We start from the raw sequence: 18,554 nt of genomic DNA, 5'->3' as shown, positions 1-18,554 counted from the left end.
TCAGCCCCGCTTCTTGCCGCCCTCGAACACGGCCATGCCGGCGGCCGGATCGAGATCGGTCTCGGTCGCCTCCGTCAGCCGCGCCATCATCATGTAGAAGCCGAGCGTGACGATCGCCTCGACGATCTCCTGATCGCTGAAATGCGTGCGCATGCCGGCGAAAGCCGCCTCGCCGACGCGGACCTTCTCGACCACCTCGCGGCCGAAGCGAAGCAGCGCGCGCTCGGCGGCGTTGAGCGCGCCATCGTCGTAATCGCCGCGCTCGACGGCATCGATTTGCGCTTGCGTAACGCCGACGCCGAGCGCGATCGGCACATGCTGCCGCCATTCATAGGCACCGCCCTCGAGCTGCGCCGCCTGCAGGATCAGCAACTCGCGGTTGACCGCGGAGAGCTTCTGCTTATGCAGGATCGAATTGGCGAGCCGCATCGCCGGGATCATGTTGGCCTCGGCATGGGCCATCATGCGGAAGATGTTGAGCTTGACCGGCATGCGGTCGAACGCGGCGCGGATGTCGCCGCTCGTGGTGTCCGGATCAATCAGAGGCAGCCTTGCCACGCGTCTCTCCCTTTTTTCGTTGCTTCTTGTCCGATGTGTCTGCGTCCTTTGCCGCAATCAGCGACAGGAAGAACGCGAGATAGCGGTCGATCGCCTCGATCACCTTCGGTCGCGGCGAGGCCTGCGCGCCCATCACATAATGTTCGAGCCTGAGATAGATCAGGCCGGCCGCGAACAGCCGCGCCGCCTCGCGCGGGTCTGTGGTCGAGATCAGTCCGGCGAGCGCGAAGCCGCGGAAGTAGTCCGTCATCAGGCTTTGCTCGCGCGCATAGAAGTGGTCGGCGAACTTGGCGCGGATGCCGGGCACACGGTTGCGTTCGGCGGTGATGACCTTCTGGAACTGATGCTCGCGCGGATCCGACCATTGTTCGACGAGGTCGAGCGCGAACTGGCGGCAGAACGCCGCCGGCTGCCGCGCGAGCTGCCGGTAGCGCGGCGCCTCGAGCCGGTCGGCCGAGCTTGCCGGACCGTGCTCGCTGACGATCGCTTCGAGGATCGCGGCCTTGCCCGGAAAATGATTGTAGAGGCTGCTCTCGCGGATGCCGACGCGCCGCGCAAGCTCGCGCATCGACGCGCCGCCATAGCCGCTTTGCGCGAACAGGCTGAGCGCCTCGCTGAGGATGCGCTCGCGGGTGGAGGTCACGACCGCCTCGGCCGCGCTGGATGTGGAAGCCGTCATGCGTCTTGACTAACGAACGATCGTTCGCTAGTCAACCGTACGAACGATCGTTCGTCTGCACGGCGGCGGTCACGGCCGGCAAGCGGCGGGCAAAGTATTCGCGTTTCAACTCCGCCCGAAGAGGCGGAGAGCAATCTGGGGAGATACCGTCATGGCGCGCCTCGTCCGCACTCATTTGCGCGCGGCCCTTTTGCTGCTGCCGCTGATCGCCGCCGGCACCGTACATGCCGAGAGCGCGAAATATGACTCAGGCGCCGACGACAAGACGATCAGGATCGGAACGACCGCGCCGCTGTCCGGCCCCGTCTCGGCGTTCGCGCAAATCGCGAAATCGGCGGAGGCCTATTTCCGCAAGGTGAATGACGAGGGTGGCATCAACGGCCGGCGTATCCAGATGATGATCGCCGACGACGCCTACAGCCCGCCCAAGACGGTGGAGCAGACGCGCCGGCTGGTCGAGAGCGACGAGGTGCTGTTGATCTTCGGCGGCGTCGGCACGCCGACCAACAGCGCCGTGCACAAATATCTCAACGACAGGAAGGTGCCGCAGCTCTTCCTCGGCTCGGGCGCGGCGAAGTGGGACGACCCGAAGAATTTTCCGTGGACCGTCGGCTGGCAGCCGACCTATCGCGACGAGGCGATCGCCTACGCTAAATACATCAAGGCGAGCCGCCCGAACGCCAAGGTCGGTGTGCTCTATCAGAACGATGACCTCGGCAAGGACTATCTAAGAGCGCTGGAGGAAGGCCTCGGCAGCACCGAAGCCATCGTGGCGCGCGCACCCTACGAGACCACCGCCCCCACCGTCGATACGCAGATCCTGCTGCTCAAGAGCAGCGGCGCCGACGTCGTGCTGGTCGCGGCGACGCCGAAATTCGCGGCGCAGGCGATCCGCAAGATCGGCGAGATCGGGTGGAAGCCCACCACCATCATCTCCAATGTCTCGGCCTCGATCAGCGGCGTACTCGAACCCGCCGGAAAGGACAATTCCACCGGTGTGATCTCGAGCCAGTACCTGAAGGACTCGACCGACCCGGCGCTGAGGGACGACGCCGGCTATAAGGAATGGGTCGCCTTCATGGACAAGTATCTGCCCGACGCCAACAAGAGCGACTGGCTCAATGTCTACGGCTACACCATCGCGCAGACGTTGGCCGCGGTGCTGAAGGCCGCCGGCAACGACCTTACCCGCGCCAATGTGATGAAGCAGGCGACAGGCATCAGGGATCTGCATCTGCCGATGCTGATCAACGGCACGGCGGTCAGCAATTCGCCGGAGCGGTATACGCCGATGACCAGCCTGCAACTGATCCGCTACGACGGCACGCGCTGGGTGCCGTTCGGCGGCCTCATCAAGAACTGAGCACCGCATGCGCCAGATTGCGATCGGCAGCATGCGGATCGACCGGCTGGTCGAGATCCCCTCGCTCGCCTTCGACAATAGATGGCTGTTCGCCAATGTCACGGACGAGGTGATCGCCGCGAACCGAAGCTGGCTCGATCACCGCTATATCGAGCCGGAGACCGGCCGCTTTATCCTGAGCCATCACTCCTATCTGGTGCGCACGCCGCGCTGGACGGCTGTCGTCGACACCTGCTGCGGCAATCACAAGCCGCGCCCGCGCGTGCCGGCCTGGAACAATCTCAACCAGCCCTATCTGGAAAACATGGCCGCGCTCGGTGTGCGGCCCGAGCAGGTCGACTTCGTGATGTGCACGCATCTGCATGTCGACCATGTCGGCTGGAACACGCGGCTGATCGACGGGCGCTGGGTGCCGACCTTTCCGAAGGCGCGCTATCTCATGGGCCGCGCCGAGTTCCGGCACTGGGAGGCCGCGCACCGAGCGAACCCGCCAACGCCGGTCAATCACGGCTCGTTCGAGGATTCGGTGCTGCCGGTCGTTGCGGCCGGCCAGGCCGAATTCGTCGAGACCGATCACCTGCTGTTCGACGACCGCGACGCGGGCCTGCGCTTTGCGCCGGCACCGGGCCACACCGCCGGCAACATGCAGATCCACCTCAACGGCCGTGGCGACCATGCCGTGATGTCAGGCGACGTGATCCATCATCCGATCCAGTGCGCGGAGCCGTGGCTGTCGAATGCCGCCGATGTCGATCCCGCAGCGGCGCTCGCCACCCGCGTGACGCTGCTGGAGCAATTGGCGGATACGCCGAGCTATCTGCTGACCGGGCACTTCCCCGCCCCGACCGCAGGCCGCGTGGTCAGGCATGGCGAGGCCTTCAGGTTCAGGTTCGAGGATTGAGCGTCTGAGATAATCGGACCGGGAGGGCGCCGCGAAACGAGCCGCGGCCCGTCTCCTGCGTGCCGTCGCCACAGACGCCGGGATCGAAGTCGGATAGCGGGGTTCTGCCATGCGGTTCCGCGCTTGAATCGGCTGCTACGGGCGGGCATAAGGACTGCCATCTCCCCTAAAAAATGACCTTAGCCCAAGGATTTACGATGCCCGCCTATCGCTCCCGCACAACCACCCACGGCCGCAACATGGCGGGTGCACGCGGCCTGTGGCGCGCCACCGGCATGAAGAACGAGGATTTCGGCAAGCCGATCATCGCGGTGGTCAACTCCTTCACCCAGTTCGTGCCCGGCCACGTCCATCTGCAGAACCTCGGCCAGCTCGTCGCACGCGAGATCGAGAAGGCCGGCGGAGTGGCAAAAGAGTTCAACACCATCGCGGTCGATGACGGCATCGCGATGGGCCATGACGGCATGCTCTACAGCCTGCCCTCGCGCGAGCTGATCGCCGACAGCGTCGAATACATGGTCAACGCGCATTGCGCCGACGCGATGGTCTGCATCTCCAACTGCGACAAGATCACCCCCGGCATGCTGATGGCGACGCTGCGCCTCAACATCCCGACGGTGTTCGTCTCGGGCGGCCCGATGGAATCCGGCAAGATCCTGCTCAAGGGCAAGAAGCGCGCGGTCGACCTGATCGATGCGATGGTCGCCGCCGCCGACTCCAACGTGTCGGACGAAGAGGTCGAGGTGATCGAGCGCTCGGCCTGCCCGACCTGCGGCTCCTGCTCGGGCATGTTCACCGCGAATTCGATGAACTGCCTGACCGAGGCGCTCGGCCTCGCGCTGCCCGGCAACGGCTCGGTGCTGGCGACCCATGCCGACCGCAAGAGCCTGTTCGTCGAGGCCGGCCATCTGATCGTCGATCTCGCCCGCCGCTATTACGAGCAGGACGACGCCAAGGTGCTGCCGCGCAACATCGCGAACTTCAAGTCGTTCGAGAATGCGATGACGCTCGACATCGCGATGGGTGGCTCCACCAACACCGTGCTGCATCTGCTCGCCGCCGCGCGCGAGGGCGAAGTGCCGTTCACGATGGCCGACATCGACCGTCTGTCGCGCAAGGTGCCGGTGCTGTGCAAGGTCGCCCCGTCGGTGCAGGACGTCCACATGGAGGACGTGCATCACGCCGGCGGCATCATGGCGATCCTCGGCGAGCTCGACCGCGCCAGGCTGCTCACGACCGACGGACCGACCGTGCACGCCGCGACGCTGGACGACGCGCTGAACCGCTGGGACGTGGTGCGGACTACGAGCGACAAGGTGCGCAACTTCTACCGCGCCGCGCCGGGCGGCGTGCCGACCCAGGAAGCCTTCAGCCAGGACCGCCGCTTCGACGACGTCGATGTCGATCGCGCCGAGGGCGTCATCCGCAACGCCGAGCACGCCTATTCCAGGGACGGCGGCCTCGCCGTGCTGTTCGGCAACCTCGCCGAGGACGGCTGCATCGTGAAGACCGCCGGCGTCGATCAGAGCATTTTGAAGTTCTCCGGCCCGGCCCGCATCTTCGAGAGCCAGGACGCCTCGGTCGACGCCATCCTCACCAACAAGGTGAAGGCCGGCGATGTCGTGCTGATCCGCTATGAAGGCCCGCGCGGCGGCCCGGGCATGCAGGAGATGCTCTATCCGACCAGCTATCTGAAGTCGAAGGGGCTCGGAAAGGCGTGCGCGCTGATCACCGACGGCCGCTTCTCCGGCGGATCGTCCGGCCTGTCGATCGGCCACGTCTCGCCGGAAGCCGCCGAAGGCGGCCTGATCGGCCTCGTCGAAGAAGGCGACATCATCGAGTTCGACATCCCGAACCGCAAGGTCAACCTTAGGGTCGACGATGCCGAGCTCAAGCGCCGCCGCGCGGCGATGGAGGCCAAGGGCAATGCGGCGTGGAAGCCGGCCGCGCCGCGCAAGCGCGCCGTCTCGACCGCGCTGAAGGCCTACGCGGCGTTCGCGAGCAGCGCGGCAAAGGGTGCCGTGCGCATCCTGCCGGAGTAATCGGCCCAAGGGTATTCGAGCGAAGCGGATACCGGTTCGCGTAAACAAAGCGCCTCAAAACAAAAATCCAGAGCCCCGTTCCGATTCAATCGGAATGTGGCTCTGGACGCGTCAGGTCACTTGCAAGTCGGCCGCTTCGATCCGAATGCGGTCGGCGTGCAGTGACCAGTCGCAGAGCGCCTGTTCCTGACAGAATTTAAGCTTGGCCATCTCGGTGGCCTGGCCTTCGCTCGAGGCGTCGACCTCGAGTTCGCCCTGGCAAACCTCGCGCTGGCGGCCGTTGCCGCCGAGCACGTCCTTCATGAACTGAACGACGAAGCGTGACATGGAACCCTCCCTGCTGCGCCGGCAGAGCCTGGGAGTACCACGTTAGCACTAACGCGAAATGGGCGTGAGTTAATTCGACGCGCGCGGCTGAGCGCTGCGCAGCGGTGGAAAACTACGCGCCGGCCTGCGGCAGGCTGGCGGCAGCAATCGCGACGATCTGCGCAAGACGGCGGCCGATCCTGGCGGGCGCGTTGCGGAGCAATGACTGGACTTGTCGCATGAACTTCTTCCTTCCGTGCCCGGAACGGGCGGGCACAAAGGGAAAATGGCGATTTCGGGCTAAGCCGTCGATATCTCAGGGAAAATAACAACGGACGCATTGCCGAACGGTGGTTTGGCAGTGGATTCGTTGTTTGTTTGCGTTGATGACGAAGCAGATCTTCTCCGCGGCAGCGGCGCGATTTTTCCGTCCCCTGGCCGCTTCCAAGTGAGGGACGCACCGATGGGAAGGTTCCCTCCCCCCTTGCGGGGGAGGGTTAGGGAGAGGGGTACCACACGGCACACTCTCTCACTTTGCGCTTGAACGGCACGGGATCAGAATTTCGATAGCGGCGCCGTCGTCGATTGTCTCGCCCGGGGCCACCCCTCTCCCCACCCTCTCCCGCAAGGGGAGAGGGAGCCTGTCCAGTTTGCTCACCTAACGAGATGAGGCATCGCCGCACGACCTACCCCGGCACAAACCCGAACGCCTTCTCGAACCTTCTGGCGTACACCGGCCAGACCTCGGGATTGATAATGCGCGGCGGACGCTTGCCGTCCAGCGCGTCGAGTATCTGCTCGGCGGCGATCCGGCCCATGTTGATGCGCGCTTCGCGGGTGACGCCGGCGGTGTGCGGGCTCGCCAGCACATTGTCGAACTGCAGCAGCGGATGATCCGGCGGCGGCGGTTCCTTGGACCAGACGTCGAGGCCGGCACCGGCGATGCGCTCCTCTCGCAATGCCTCTTCCAATGCCTTTTCGTCGTGGATGAAACCGCGCGCGGTGGTGACGAAATAGGCGTGCGGCTGCATCAGCGCGAATTCGCGCGCGCCGATCATGCCTCGGCTCTTGCTGTCCAGCGGACAGGAGATCGAGACGAAATCCGCGCGGCGCAGGAGATCGTCGAGCTCGACCTTCTCCCCGCTCCGCTTCGCCATCTCCTCGGCGGTGAGATAGGGATCGTAGGCGATCACCTTCATGTGCAAGAGGCCCTTACACAGCTCGGCGATGCGGCGGCCGACATTGCCGAGCCCGACGATGCCGACGGTCTTCTCGTTCAGCTCGTTGCCGATCAGGTCGTTACGGTTGACGTTGGCCTCGCGCCGCAGCCTGCGGTCGGACTGGATGATCCGCTTCGACAGCGTCAGCATCATGCCGAGCGCGTGCTCGGCGACCGAATTGGCGTTGCCGCCGGATTGGTTGACCACCAGCACGCCGGCCTTCGTGCAGGCATCGACGTCGACGGGATCGAAGCCGGCGCCGTTCGAGGACACGATCAAAAGGTTCGGCGCCCGCTTCAACAGCTCCGCATGGGCATGGAAATGCGGCGCCAGCTCGTCGCGCGCCGCGCCGATCTGGTAGGCATGCGCGTCGGCGAGGACAGGCGCGAACTGCGCCTCCGGCGTCTCGTTCTCGAGACGGTCGAGCCGGACATCCGGCCGCTTCTTCAAGATGTCGACGTAGATCTCGTGGGCGAGGTATTTGACGTAGAACACGCGCTTGTTGTTGACGGTCATGTCTTCGGGCAGCTTTCAGTTAGGGAAGCCATAGAGTCGTGCGGGATTGTCGACGAGGATGCGGTGGCGGGTCGCGGCGTCCGGCGTCCATTCCTGGAACAGCGTCAGCAGATGGCCAGCGTCGGGCATCTCGCCCTCGACGCGCGGATGCGGCCAGTCGCCGCCCCACACCAGCTGTTCGGAGTTGGCTGAGACCAGCGCCTCGTGGAACGGCCGCGCATCCGGATAATCCGGCGCTTGCCGGCTCAGGCGATGCGCACCGGACAGCTTGGCCCAGCACCAACCCTCGCCGAGCGCGCGCAGCAGGCTCTGAAAGCCCGCCGTGTTGATGCCGGCGGCGGCATCGGTGCGGCCCATGTGGTCGACCACGACCGGCAGGCCCAGTGCCTTCAGCGTCGGGACCGTGTCAGGCAGATCCTTGACGTCGATCCAGAGCTGCAGATGCCAGCCGAGTTCGGCCATGACAGACGCATGCGTCTCGGCGACGCTCAAGGGGATGCCGCCGCGATAGTGCAACTGCCCGCCGCGGAAGAAATGGTTGAAGCGCAGGCCGCGCACGCCGAGCACATGCCATTGCCGCAGCGTGCCCGCCGCCACATCGGCATCGGCCACCGCGACGCCGCGCAGCCGCGCCGGCTCGCGCTGCAGCGCATCCAGCATCGCCGAATTGTCGTGGCCATGCGCGCTGCCCTGCACCAGCACGCCGCGGCTGAAACCCAGCGCATCGAGCATGCCGAGATAGGTCGCGAGCGGCGCGTCCGGCGGCGTGTAGCTGCGATCGGCGGCATAGGGGAAGCGGTCCGCCGGGCCGAACACATGCGCATGCGTATCGCAGGCCTTTCGCGGCAGCTTCTCTCTCGGCGGCGTCACCGGACGCGGCGGCAGGCAGGCGGGAATCTCTGATACAGCCATCTTCCTACTCCGCCTTCATGCCGGCGGCCTTGATGATCGGCCCCCATTGGTCGTAGTCGGCCTTGATCTTGGCGGCGAACTTGTCAGGCGTCGAGCCGATCGGAATCGCGCCGAGCTTGCCGAGACGCTCCTTCACGGCATCGGTGTTCACCGCCGCGACGAAATCATGCGAGATTTTCGCAACGAGATCGGCGGGCATGTTGCCGGGTCCGAGCAGCCCCCACCACACCTCGGTGTCGTAGCCCGGCACGGCCTCCGACATGCTGGGCACGTCTGGCAGGAACGGCGCGCGCGAGCCCGTCGTCACCGCCAGCGCGCGCACCGTGCCGGCCTGCAGCTGCCCGACCGACTCCGGGCCGTTGTTGAACGACATCGGAATCTGTCCGCCGAGCAGATCGTTGATCGCGGGTGCGCCGCCCTTGTAGGGGATCGCGTTGAGATCGATCTTGGCAAGGCTGTTGAGCAGCTCGCCGGCCAGATGGGTCGAGGTGCCGTTGCCGGCATGGGCAAAGGACAGGCTGCCCGGCTTCGCTTTCGCCGCGGCGATGACGTCACCGACCGACTTGAATGGCGAGTCCGCGCGCACCAGCAGCACATTCGGCGACGATGCCAAGAGCGAGATCGGCGAAAAATCCTTGAACGTGTCGTAGGGCAGTTTTGGATAGAGGAACGGATTGGTGGCGTGGCCGCTCGCCACCATGATCAGATTGTAGCCATCCGGCGCGGAGCTCGCGATCGCCTGCGAGGCGATCACCCCGCCGGCGCCCGGCCGGTTCTCGACCACGATCGACTGCGTCCAGGTTTTTGACACGGCTTCGGCGAGCGTCCGCGTCAGCACGTCAACGCCGCCGCCGGGCGGATATGGGACGAGAATATGAACGGCCTTGGCCGGGTATGGCTGCGCGAGCGCAAGGCCGGCCGCAGCCATGGCCGCTGCCACAATGGCGGTCCGCCAGACCCATCCGGTCATCGACGCCTCCCGTCCCGTGATCGTTCCGTCCCGTGATCGTTACGGCCTGTATCGCACGCCGGTTCGGCGCTGCGATGGCCCAATTCCGCAGATCGCGTTGCGGCCGCGACATGTTGACAATCGCATGGTCAGCGTCAAGTTTCATGGCGCAAGCGATCATCAGCGTCGCGCGAGAGGGAGAACAGGATGGCGGCCGCGGAACAAGCCTCGTCCAAGGATAAAGCCAAGGATAAGTCCCAGGATGCGGCGACCACGTGGCACGGCATCGTGCTGCAGACGCTGAAGCGGAACGAGATCAAGCTGGTGCCCTATGTGCCCGACCGGGTGCTGACCACGCTGATCAAGGACCTACACGCCGATCCGTATTTCACGACGTTTCCGACCGCGCGCGAGGAAGAGGCCGTCGGCATCGTCTCCGGCGCCTGGATGGCGGGCACGCGCGGCGCGGTGCTGATGCAGACCTCGGGCTTTGCCACGCTTGCCAATGTGCTGGCCTCGCTCGCGGTGCCCTACCAGATCCCGCTGATCATGTTCGTCTCCGAGCGCGGCACGCTCGGCGAGTTCAATTACGGCCAGGCACTGGTCTGCCGCACCATGCGCCCGGTGCTGGATTCGCTGGCGATGGAACATCACACCATCACCCGGCTCGACGAGCTCGAATTCATCGCCGACCGCTCGATCAAGCAGGCCGTCACCACCCAGGCGCCGGTGGCGCTGATCCTCTCGCCGCTGCTCACCGGCGGCAAGACCTTCGACAAGTGAGATCAGCCATGACCAGCACACACGCGCGCAACACCAAGGTGTTGAACCGCTTCGACCTCACCCAGCGCCTCGTCGCCGGGCTGAAAGACGAGGCCGTGATCGGCGGCATCGGCAACACCAACTTCGATCTCTGGGCCGCCGGCCATCGCCCGCAAAATTTCTACATGCTGGGCAGCATGGGGCTGGCGTTCCCGATCGCGCTCGGCGTCGCGCTGGCGCAGCCGAAGCGCCGCGTGTTTGCGCTCGAAGGCGACGGCTCGCTCTTGATGCAGCTCGGCTGCCTCTCGACCATCGCGACACTGGCGCCTGGCAACCTGACCATGGTGGTGATGGACAACGGCATCTACCAGATCACGGGCAGCCAGCCGACGCCGGCGGCAGGCCATACCGACATCGTCGCGATCGCAATCGCCAGCGGCATCGCGAACAGCTCCTGGGCCGCCGACGAGGACGATTTCGAGCGGCTGATCGAGCAATCCAAATCGGCAGCCAGCCCGACCCTGATCGGCGTCCGCATCGACGACAAGCCCGGCACCGGCACCACCCGCCGCGACCCCGTGCAGATCCGCGAGCGGTTCATGCACGGGATGGGGGTAAGGCAATTGCTCTAGGGCCGCCCGGCCGCAAGGCCCTGTTGCAACCTAGTATCCGTCATTACGGGCCACCTGGTCGGCGCGTAGCGCCGCCGGATGACAGGCTCCGCGAAGCAATCCATCCACCTGCATGTCCGGTGGATGGATCGCTTCGTCGCGTCGCTCCGCGCGACGACAGGCAGGCTGTGCCGGGAGGTGGGGTCTTGCTATTTAACGATTGCCTTATTTAACAACTGTGTTATTTAACACTTTCATTAATCACCATAAGGCTCTCCTGCCATGTCGGCCGCGGCGCCTCAACTCGACAATCTATTCGCGGCGCTCGCCGATCCGACCCGGCGCGCGATCATCGACCGACTGCTCGCCCGCGGCGAGCTCAGCGTCGGCGAGGTCGCCGCTCCCTTTTCCATCAGCACGCCGGCGATCACACGGCATCTGCAGGTGCTGGAGGCGGCCGGACTGATCGAACGCCGGATCGAGCGACAATGGCGCTTCGTGCGCGTGCGCGCCGATGCGCTGGCACCGATGGAGAGCTGGCTGGAGCGGCATCGGCGGCACTGGTCGGCGGCGCTGGATCGCCTGGAAGCAGTGGCTGCCGCGCAAATGCCGAAGCGGAGAAAATCATGAGCGATGCCGACACCACGCTGCGCATCGAACGCTTGATCGCCGCGCCGCCCGAGGTGCTGTTCGCGCTCTGGATCGAGCCGGCGCAATTGCTGAAATGGTGGGCACCGGACGGCTACGAGCCTTCGGTCGACATTCTCGACGCAAGGCCCGGCGGCCGCTGGCGCACCATGATGCGCCGGCCCGATGGCGGCGTGGTCGCGACCAGCGGGGTCTATCGCGTTGTCGAGCCGCCGTACCGGCTCTCGTTCACCTGGGCCTGGGAAAGCGAGCACGGCGCGCGCGGCCACGAAAGCGAGGTCGCGGTGACCTTCGAGGCCGCGGCGGGCGGCACGCGGCTCGTGCTGCTGCAGCAGCGCTTCGAGAACAAGGAAACCTGCGACCGCCACGTGATCGGCTGGTCGGCCGCGCTCGACCGCATGGCGTGGATCGCGCGCTGACGACACGGGAGATATCCATGACCGCTCCGGAAATCATCGGCTCGACCCGCTCGACCTACACCCACGCGATCCGCCTGGTGTGTGAGGAAAAGGGCATCGACTACACGCTCACCGAACGGCCGCTGCGTGCGCCTGAAATCTACGCGATCCATCCGTTCGGGAAAATGCCGGTGATGCGCCACGGCGATTTCGAGCTGTTCGAATCCAAGGCGATCGCCACCTATCTCGACCGCAGCTTCCCTGCGCCTTATTTGTTTCCGGCCGGTCTTCGGCTCGCCGCGCTCACCGAACAATGGATTTCGGTCGTCAACACGCTGATCGACCACACGCTGATCCGGACCTACCTGTTCGCCTATATCGCGCCGAAGACCGCCGACGGCGCCCCCGACCGCGCGGCCATCGATGCCGTCATGCCGGCGCTGCGCGCGCAGATCGACGTTCTCGACCGAGCGGTCGCGCCGACGGGCTACCTTGTCGGCGATCATCTCACCTTCGCCGACCTCAACCTGCTACCGATCCTGCACCGGGTACAGCTGGCGCCCGAAGGCGCCAGCGCACTTGCGGATGCACCGCATCTCGCGCGCTATTACGCGCAACACGCCGCGCGGCCGAGCTTCCGACGCACGATGCCGCCCGCCGGCCCGCCACGGCGGAGCTCGACATCGTAGCGCCGCTCAATTCATCCGCAACTCGGTGATGTGCCGCGGATCCGGCGCGAGTTCGCCGCGCTCGACGCGCTTGACGATGTCGGTCAGCGCGGCGTTGGCATTGCAGGCGAGGCCGAGCTTCTCGCCCTCGCGCACCACAAAGCCGTTGAGGAATTCGATCTCGGTGCGGCGGCCCTTTTGCATGTCCTGGCCCATCGAGGGGCGCTGCGCCGACGAAGTGCGCTTACTATCCTTGAAGCGCTGCTCGTCGCAGGCGCGGGTCGCGGCCTCGTCGCCCTCGCCCGCCCGCGCGATGGTCTCCGGCGGCAGATGCAGGATCTCTTCCAGCTGATAGCCGTGCGCCTGGCCGACGCGGATCGCCTCGCTGCCGAGCCGCGTCGAGAAGCGGCGCAGCGGTTCGCTTTGCAGCACCTCGCCGCCTGGGAGACCCGTGCAGGCCGAGAGCCCGTTGCCCATCGCGTTGGCGACGAGCTTGGACCAGCGTTCGCCCCAGAGATTGGAGGTCACCTTGGCGCTATCGGAGAAGCCGACCAGGCGGCAAACTTCCTCCGCCCGCGCGGTGATGCGGCCATGCACCTCGCCGGCGCGGAACACGGTATGATCCGCGCCACCCTTGCCGGCGCCGCGATGGATATGGCCGGGCTCAGGCAGATTGACGGTGATGCTGCTCGCGATGCAGCCGAGCGTCTTGCTCCAGCCGACGATGCCGGCGATGGTTTCCTCGTTCATGCAGTTCTGCAGCGACACGACGTAGCCGTCGGCCGCCAGATATTGCCTGATCAGCATGGTCGCCCAAGCGGTGTCGTAGGACTTCATGCAGACGAAGGCGATGTCGACCGGCTTCTCTTTCGCCAGCTGCTGCGCGTCGGTGACATCAAGCGCACGCACCGGCACCGAGAACTCGGCGACATCCGTCGCGTGCGTGACGCGCAATCCGTGCTTGCGCATGTGCGCAACATGCTCGGGCCAGGGATCGATGAAGGTGACGTCCTCCCCCGCCTGCACCATATGCGCACCGGCATAGCCGCCGACCGCACCCGCGCCGACGATCGCGATCTTCCGACCCATGTTTCCATCCCCTGCACTTAAAGCGGACGCTGGCTGCGTCCGCCGATTGCGGACCAGTCTAGGCGATCGCGCCGTCAGGCCAACCAGGCGCCTCATGAAAAAAGCGGCCCGGTGCCATGCCGGTATTCATGGGACCAAGAAAATCCCCGCGGGCGACAAGCCCGCGAGGATGACATGTTCCCACTTCCGTCATTGCGAGCGAAGCAAAGCAATCCACGCTTCAGCATATGCGGCGCGATGGATTGCTTCGTCGCTTCAGCGCAAAATTGCTTTGCAATTTTGTCGCGAGCTCCTCGCAATGACGGGAAATAGACGCGATCAGTCGATGATCTTGACGATCCGGCGCGTGCGCGGCTCGACGATCACGCGGCGATCATTGACAACAGCGTAGCGGTATTCGGTGTAGCGCGGCACCGGACGCAGCACGACGGTGTCGGGCAGCGGCTCGCCGACCACGACGCGTTCGCGCACCACGACCGACGGTTCGTCGCGCGGGATCGACGTGATCACCGCATTCGGAATTTCGAGGCCGGCGCCGACCGCGGCACCAACCGTGCCGCCGACGATCTCGCCAACCGGGCCGGCGATCTCGCCACCGGTCCGCGCACCGTTCGCGGCGCCCGCCGCAGTCGTCGACTGTGCGAACGCCGAACCGGACGCGAGCAGCGACGCGGCGGCAACAAGGGAAACGGCAAAACGCTTGTTCATGATTCTCCTCCTCCAAGTTATGAGACGCCCCTTCAACATCGCTGGGACCGAGACGTTCCAGTTCCAACGCCGCAACTCGTGCGCAAACTCCAGTTCCGCAGCAACTCGCCTTAGTTCCAGCACAAATGAAAATGCTGCTCCGGATCATGTCCAAAGCAGCATTCATCGTGGGTTCAGATTCAGAGATGGTTTAGAGCAGGAGCGCGCTGCGCGCCGTTCATTCCGGCGGTTTTTGATCGGCTCGTCGTCTTGGCGTTCGCCGTCTTGGAGGCGCTTTCGCAGGGGCGTCAGTTGAAGGCTTGATGCGGATTCGCGTCGTCCCGCCCTTGGGCTGTTCAATCTCGAACGCGTTGGTCCTGCGCACCAACTCGCTCAGGGTGCGGAAGCCGTACGTCCTTTGATCGAAATCCGATGCCAGATTGGCCAGCTGCCGTCCGACCTCGCCAAGCGTCACCCAGCCGTCCTCGCTGGCCATCTGGCCGATCACCTTCTTGAGGATGGGCGTGGCGGCGTCCGGCGGCTGCAACGGCTGCGCACGCACCGCGGCGTCCTGATTGCTCGTCACGCCGCCGCGCAAATTCTCGGTGTAGACGAACCTGCGGCAGGCCTGCCGAAAACTCTCCGGCGTCTTCTGCTCGCCGAACCCGAACACGTCGATGCCGTGCTCGCGGATGCGGGCGGCAAGCCGGGTGAAATCGCTGTCCGACGACACCAGGCAGAAGCCATCGAACCGGCCGCTGTGCAGCAGATCCATCGCGTCGATCACCAGGGTGATGTCGGATGCATTCTTGCCCGTCGTATAGGCGAATTGCTGCTGCGGGATGATGGCGTGCTTGGACAAAATGTCGGCCCAGCCCTTGGACCTTGGATTGGAGAAGTCGCCATAGATGCGGCGCACGCTGGCCTCGCCGATCTTGGCGATCTCCTCGAACAGCCCGTCGGCGATCCTGGCAGATGCATTGTCGGCGTCGATCAGGACCGCCAGACGGGGCGAACGGAGTTCGGAAGGCATGGCTTCTCTCTGCTGGGATACGATGGATCAAGATGCGCGGACAGTTCCGGAACCGGCGCAGCCGCCGCATCGGAGCACATCGTGCGTCCCAAGCATAGGGTCGGTGGCATCGCCGGGATTTTCGCGGCGAATGCACCCTTGGGTGTGGTCAGAGCACCTCGCCCATATCGATCGCCCGCCTGGCGAACTCGATGGCCTTCTCGGCGGTGATCGCATCCGCCGTCGTCGTCGCCTCGTCGCGCACCGACGGCGGAGACGCGATCCGGATCTTCTTGCCGTTCGACCGGCGGATGGTCGCGCGCCAGCGATCGACATCGCGCCGATAGGCATCGATGACAAAATCCCGGTAGGTGACGCCGCTCATGAGCGGCTGCAGGGACGCCGCCTCAAAACCGGCCGGCCGGCTTGCGACATCGCGCACCATCTCGACAATCATCTCGACGGCATGCTCACGCGCGGCGCCGGTCGCGTCCCTGAGCAGATAGCTCACCGCCGCGCCGATCTGCGCCCGTGCGCGATCGTCGCTCGCAAAATCCAAATCGGCCTGAACTGACATGATGGGAAAGACGCCTCCTCCGGACCCAATATCGGATACCTCCAGGCATCCGGCACATAGCAATCACGAGAGTTTTAGTCGGCCCTCCATTAAAGCCGGATTATCGGACAGGCCCCGATTTCTCGGATGCCGTTAACCGGGCTTTGATGCCGCTTCGGAAGATGTCCGAAGCGCCATCGAACGTCGATCGGATCACAGCAGGCCGGCGCCGCACGCCGATTTGTCCCCGGCCCTGTCCGGCGCGGAGGCCGGCTCGCTCCCACCAATTCGCACGTGATCACCAATTGACATATCACTGCTATCCGTGTGACATTTTATGGAACGGGCCAACAAGAGCCCGGCAACGTCCATCTGGGGAGGACAGCAATGACCATTTCCGACGTCAGCGCATCGGCCGCAAGCCGGGCTCCGGCCGCCGTCGCGCGTACCGCGCAGGCGCAGCAGGTCGCCGACATCGCGGCGCGGCTCGAGCGCCTGCCGCTGACCTCCTATCAGCGATGGATCTTCGGCATCATCGCAACCGCATGGTTCTTCGACAGCATGGACCTGGCCGCACTGACCTTCGTGCTCGGCTCGATCCGCCAGACCTTCGGCCTGTCGACGGCGGAAACCGGGCTGCTGTCCAGCATGAGCTTCCTCGGCATGTTCATAGGCGCCGCGTCCGCCGGCCTGCTGGCCGACCGTTTCGGCCGCGCCCGCGTTTTCCAGGTCAGCATGATCTTCTGGGGCTTGGGCAGCCTGTGCTGCGGTCTCTCGACGACGGCGACCGCACTCGGCGCATCCCGCCTGCTGCTCGGCTTCGGCATGGGCATGGAATTTCCGGTCGCGCAGTCGATGGTCTCGGAGATCATGCCGGCCCGCAACCGCGGCCGCTACATCGCGTTCCTCGAAGGGTTTTGGCCGCTCGGCTTCATCGCGTCGGGCCTGCTGACCTACTTCGTGCTGCAGGTCGCGGACTGGCGCTGGGTCTTCATCCTGCAGGCGATCCCGGCCGTCTTCGTGCTCGTGGTGCGGCGCTACGTTCCGGAATCGCCGCGCTGGCTCGCGTCCCACGGCTATTCCGAGCGCGCCGAAGCGACCGTGCGCGACATCGAGAGCAGGGTCCGCGATCGCCTCGGCAGCAAGGAGCTCCCGCCGGTGGTGCGCCAGGCGGCCGCGCCCGCGTCCGAAGTGACCGGCCTGAGGACGCTGTTTTCGGGCATCTACGCCAAGCGGACCACGATGTTGTGGACCTTGTGGTTCTTCGCCCTGCTCGGCTTCTATGGTCTGACCACATGGCTCGGCGCGCTGCTGCAGGCCAAGGGATTCCCGATCACCAAGTCGGTATTCTACACCATCCTGATCTCGCTCGCGGGCATCCCCGGCTTCCTGGTCTCGGCCTGGCTCGTCGAATCCTGGGGTCGCAAGGCGACGCTGGTGATGAACCTGCTCTGCGGCGCGATCGCCTGCCACTTCTATGGCTCGGCGGCGGACCAGACCCAGCTCATCATTGCCGGCCTGTGCATGCAGTTCTTCCTGTTCGGTATGTGGTCGGCGCTCTACGCCTATACGCCTGAACTGTACCCGACCCATGTCCGCGCCACCGGAACCGGCTTTGCCTCCGCGGTCGGCCGAATCGGTTCGCTGATCGGCCCCTATGTGATCGGCGTGATCCTGCCTGCGGCGGGACAGAGCGGCGTGTTCGCATTGGGCGCCGGCGCATTCGTGGTAGCGGCGCTGGCGGTGCTGGTGCTCGGCGAGGAAACCCGCGGCCGCACGCTGGAGAGCATTTCGCACTGATGATGCGCCGCTGTTTGCTGCATGCGGCCGGATTCGGTGTAGCGCCGATCGAGCGGCCTTGTCAGTGCCATCGGGGCGTGTGAGATATCTGCTGTACAGCAGCACGCAAGACCCTGATGGCCGATTCGAGCAAACGATCCAGCACGGCGCGCGCCCGCGCAGCAGCAAACCGCCGGCCGGCGCGGCCATCGTCCGCCGCCGCCGGCAAGCCGCGCGCTGCCGCGCCGGCTCGTCTCCCGCAAGGCGATGTCACCCTCACCGATCGCGCCTATGCCGAGCTGGAAGAGCTGATCGTGACGCTGCAACTGCCGCCCGGCACCGCGCTGTCCGAACTCGCGCTCGCCAAGCGGCTCGACATCGGCCGCACCCCGATCCGCGAGGCGTTGCAGCGGCTGTCACGCGACGGCCTCGTCAACATCCTGGCCCGTCGCGGCGTGCTGGTGTCCGAGATCGACCTGCGCGCCCAGCTCCGCCTGCTCGAGGTGCGGCGCGAGCTGGAACGGCTGATGGCGCGCGGCGCCGCCGAGCGCGCCACCACCGAGCAACGCAAGCAATTCTCCGAGATCGCCGCAGGCATGCGCCGCGCGTCGGAAAAATCCGACGATCTGCTGTTCATGCGGCTGGATCACCAGTTCAACACCCTGATCTCGGCGGCGTCGCGCAACGAGTTCGCCTCCCGCGCCATGGGCCTGATGCACGGCCTGTCGCGCCGCTTCTGGTACCAGCACTACAAGGAAGCGGCCGATCTGCCGCTCGCGGCGCGGCTGCACGCCGACGTCGCCGAAGCCGTCGCCGAGCGCCGCGTGGACGCCGCGGGAGCAGCCTCCGACAGCCTGATCGACTACATCGAGAGCTTTGCACGTTCGACGTTGTGAGC

20 protein-coding genes are annotated in these 18,554 nt (G+C 65.5%); 10 read left to right on the top strand and 10 right to left on the bottom strand.

Features of this window, described 5'->3' with window-relative positions:
• On the bottom strand, positions 1 to 558 hold the full coding sequence (locus ACOIX3_RS14590; RefSeq protein WP_420970505.1) for a carboxymuconolactone decarboxylase family protein: 558 nt from the start codon (positions 556 to 558) through the stop codon (positions 1 to 3).
• Positions 536 to 1,237 carry a TetR/AcrR family transcriptional regulator gene (locus ACOIX3_RS14585; RefSeq protein WP_420970504.1) on the bottom strand — a complete coding sequence of 234 codons (702 nt, stop codon included), beginning with the start codon at positions 1,235 to 1,237 and terminating at the stop codon, positions 536 to 538. Before ACOIX3_RS14585 ends, ACOIX3_RS14590 begins: the two co-directional genes overlap by 23 nt.
• A 151-nt stretch (positions 1,238 to 1,388) precedes the next feature.
• Between ACOIX3_RS14585 and ACOIX3_RS14580 the strand changes: the two genes are divergently transcribed.
• From ACOIX3_RS14580 to ilvD, 3 genes are all read left to right on the top strand, one after another.
• Positions 1,389 to 2,600 carry an ABC transporter substrate-binding protein gene (locus ACOIX3_RS14580; protein ID WP_420970503.1) on the top strand — a complete coding sequence of 404 codons (1,212 nt, stop codon included), beginning with the start codon at positions 1,389 to 1,391 and terminating at the stop codon, positions 2,598 to 2,600.
• Positions 2,601 to 2,607: 7 nt separating this feature from the next.
• Positions 2,608 to 3,501: an MBL fold metallo-hydrolase gene (locus tag ACOIX3_RS14575; RefSeq protein ID WP_420970502.1), complete on the top strand. Its 894-nt coding sequence runs from the start codon at positions 2,608 to 2,610 to the stop codon at positions 3,499 to 3,501.
• 197 nt (positions 3,502 to 3,698) lie between these two features.
• Entirely contained in the window at positions 3,699 to 5,543 is a 1,845-nt protein-coding gene (gene ilvD / locus ACOIX3_RS14570) for a dihydroxy-acid dehydratase (protein ID WP_420970501.1), read from the top strand.
• Positions 5,544 to 5,654: 111 nt separating this feature from the next.
• On the opposite strand, the gene ACOIX3_RS14565 is transcribed toward ilvD, so the two are convergent.
• The 4 genes from ACOIX3_RS14565 to ACOIX3_RS14550 all read right to left on the bottom strand — a co-directional run bounded on the left by ACOIX3_RS14565 (position 5,655) and on the right by ACOIX3_RS14550 (position 9,467).
• A complete protein-coding gene (locus ACOIX3_RS14565) occupies positions 5,655 to 5,870 on the bottom strand; it encodes a hypothetical protein (RefSeq protein WP_176532398.1) in 216 nt (71 codons plus the stop codon).
• A gap of 665 nt (positions 5,871 to 6,535) precedes the next feature.
• Positions 6,536 to 7,585 carry a hydroxyacid dehydrogenase gene (locus tag ACOIX3_RS14560; protein ID WP_420970500.1) on the bottom strand — a complete coding sequence of 350 codons (1,050 nt, stop codon included), beginning with the start codon at positions 7,583 to 7,585 and terminating at the stop codon, positions 6,536 to 6,538.
• 15 nt (positions 7,586 to 7,600) lie between these two features.
• Entirely contained in the window at positions 7,601 to 8,497 is an 897-nt protein-coding gene (locus ACOIX3_RS14555; protein WP_420970498.1) for an amidohydrolase family protein, read from the bottom strand.
• A 4-nt stretch (positions 8,498 to 8,501) separates the two neighbouring features.
• A complete protein-coding gene (locus tag ACOIX3_RS14550) occupies positions 8,502 to 9,467 on the bottom strand; it encodes a Bug family tripartite tricarboxylate transporter substrate binding protein (protein WP_420970497.1) in 966 nt (321 codons plus the stop codon).
• 186 nt (positions 9,468 to 9,653) lie between these two features.
• On the opposite strand from ACOIX3_RS14550, the gene ACOIX3_RS14545 reads away from it, so the two are divergent.
• The 5 genes from ACOIX3_RS14545 (at position 9,654) to ACOIX3_RS14525 (ending at position 12,554) form a co-directional block, all read left to right on the top strand.
• The gene (locus tag ACOIX3_RS14545) at positions 9,654 to 10,229 is read left to right on the top strand and encodes a thiamine pyrophosphate-binding protein (RefSeq protein WP_026192548.1); all 576 of its coding nucleotides are present in this window, start codon (positions 9,654 to 9,656) and stop codon (positions 10,227 to 10,229) included.
• Between the two features lie 8 nt (positions 10,230 to 10,237).
• Positions 10,238 to 10,840 carry a thiamine pyrophosphate-dependent enzyme gene (locus tag ACOIX3_RS14540; protein WP_420970496.1) on the top strand — a complete coding sequence of 201 codons (603 nt, stop codon included), beginning with the start codon at positions 10,238 to 10,240 and terminating at the stop codon, positions 10,838 to 10,840.
• 261 nt (positions 10,841 to 11,101) lie between these two features.
• Positions 11,102 to 11,449, top strand: a complete 348-nt coding sequence (locus ACOIX3_RS14535; RefSeq protein WP_420970495.1) for an ArsR/SmtB family transcription factor — start codon at positions 11,102 to 11,104, stop codon at positions 11,447 to 11,449.
• A complete protein-coding gene (locus tag ACOIX3_RS14530) occupies positions 11,446 to 11,886 on the top strand; it encodes an SRPBCC family protein (RefSeq protein ID WP_420970493.1) in 441 nt (146 codons plus the stop codon). Before ACOIX3_RS14535 ends, ACOIX3_RS14530 begins: the two co-directional genes overlap by 4 nt.
• Before the next feature lie 17 nt (positions 11,887 to 11,903).
• Positions 11,904 to 12,554, top strand: a complete 651-nt coding sequence (locus ACOIX3_RS14525; RefSeq protein ID WP_420970492.1) for a glutathione S-transferase family protein — start codon at positions 11,904 to 11,906, stop codon at positions 12,552 to 12,554.
• A gap of 6 nt (positions 12,555 to 12,560) precedes the next feature.
• Here the strand turns inward: ACOIX3_RS14525 and ACOIX3_RS14520 are convergent, their stop codons facing one another.
• The 4 genes from ACOIX3_RS14520 to ACOIX3_RS14505 form a co-directional block, all read right to left on the bottom strand.
• The gene (locus tag ACOIX3_RS14520; RefSeq protein WP_420970491.1) at positions 12,561 to 13,622 is read right to left on the bottom strand and encodes a ketopantoate reductase family protein; all 1,062 of its coding nucleotides are present in this window, start codon (positions 13,620 to 13,622) and stop codon (positions 12,561 to 12,563) included.
• A 318-nt stretch (positions 13,623 to 13,940) separates the two neighbouring features.
• Positions 13,941 to 14,330 (bottom strand): DUF1236 domain-containing protein, encoded by a 390-nt coding sequence (locus tag ACOIX3_RS14515; RefSeq protein ID WP_212310961.1) that lies wholly within the window; start codon positions 14,328 to 14,330, stop codon positions 13,941 to 13,943.
• 217 nt (positions 14,331 to 14,547) lie between these two features.
• Positions 14,548 to 15,342, bottom strand: coding sequence for an NYN domain-containing protein (locus tag ACOIX3_RS14510; RefSeq protein ID WP_420970490.1), 795 nt, complete (start codon positions 15,340 to 15,342; stop codon positions 14,548 to 14,550).
• A 148-nt stretch (positions 15,343 to 15,490) separates the two neighbouring features.
• Positions 15,491 to 15,898 carry a hypothetical protein gene (locus tag ACOIX3_RS14505; protein ID WP_420970489.1) on the bottom strand — a complete coding sequence of 136 codons (408 nt, stop codon included), beginning with the start codon at positions 15,896 to 15,898 and terminating at the stop codon, positions 15,491 to 15,493.
• A gap of 366 nt (positions 15,899 to 16,264) precedes the next feature.
• Between ACOIX3_RS14505 and ACOIX3_RS14500 the strand changes: the two genes are divergently transcribed.
• A complete protein-coding gene (locus tag ACOIX3_RS14500) occupies positions 16,265 to 17,677 on the top strand; it encodes an MFS transporter (RefSeq protein WP_420970487.1) in 1,413 nt (470 codons plus the stop codon).
• Between the two features lie 116 nt (positions 17,678 to 17,793).
• Positions 17,794 to 18,552: a GntR family transcriptional regulator gene (locus ACOIX3_RS14495; RefSeq protein ID WP_420970486.1), complete on the top strand. Its 759-nt coding sequence runs from the start codon at positions 17,794 to 17,796 to the stop codon at positions 18,550 to 18,552.
• Positions 18,553 to 18,554: the final 2 nt, after the last annotated feature.

This window comes from Bradyrhizobium sp. B120 (assembly GCF_049075665.1).
In the GTDB taxonomy this organism is placed as follows: Bacteria; Pseudomonadota; Alphaproteobacteria; order Rhizobiales; family Xanthobacteraceae; genus Bradyrhizobium.
The sequence above is the reverse complement of the archived record's forward strand: the minus strand, read 5'-3'. Positions and strand labels throughout refer to the sequence as shown.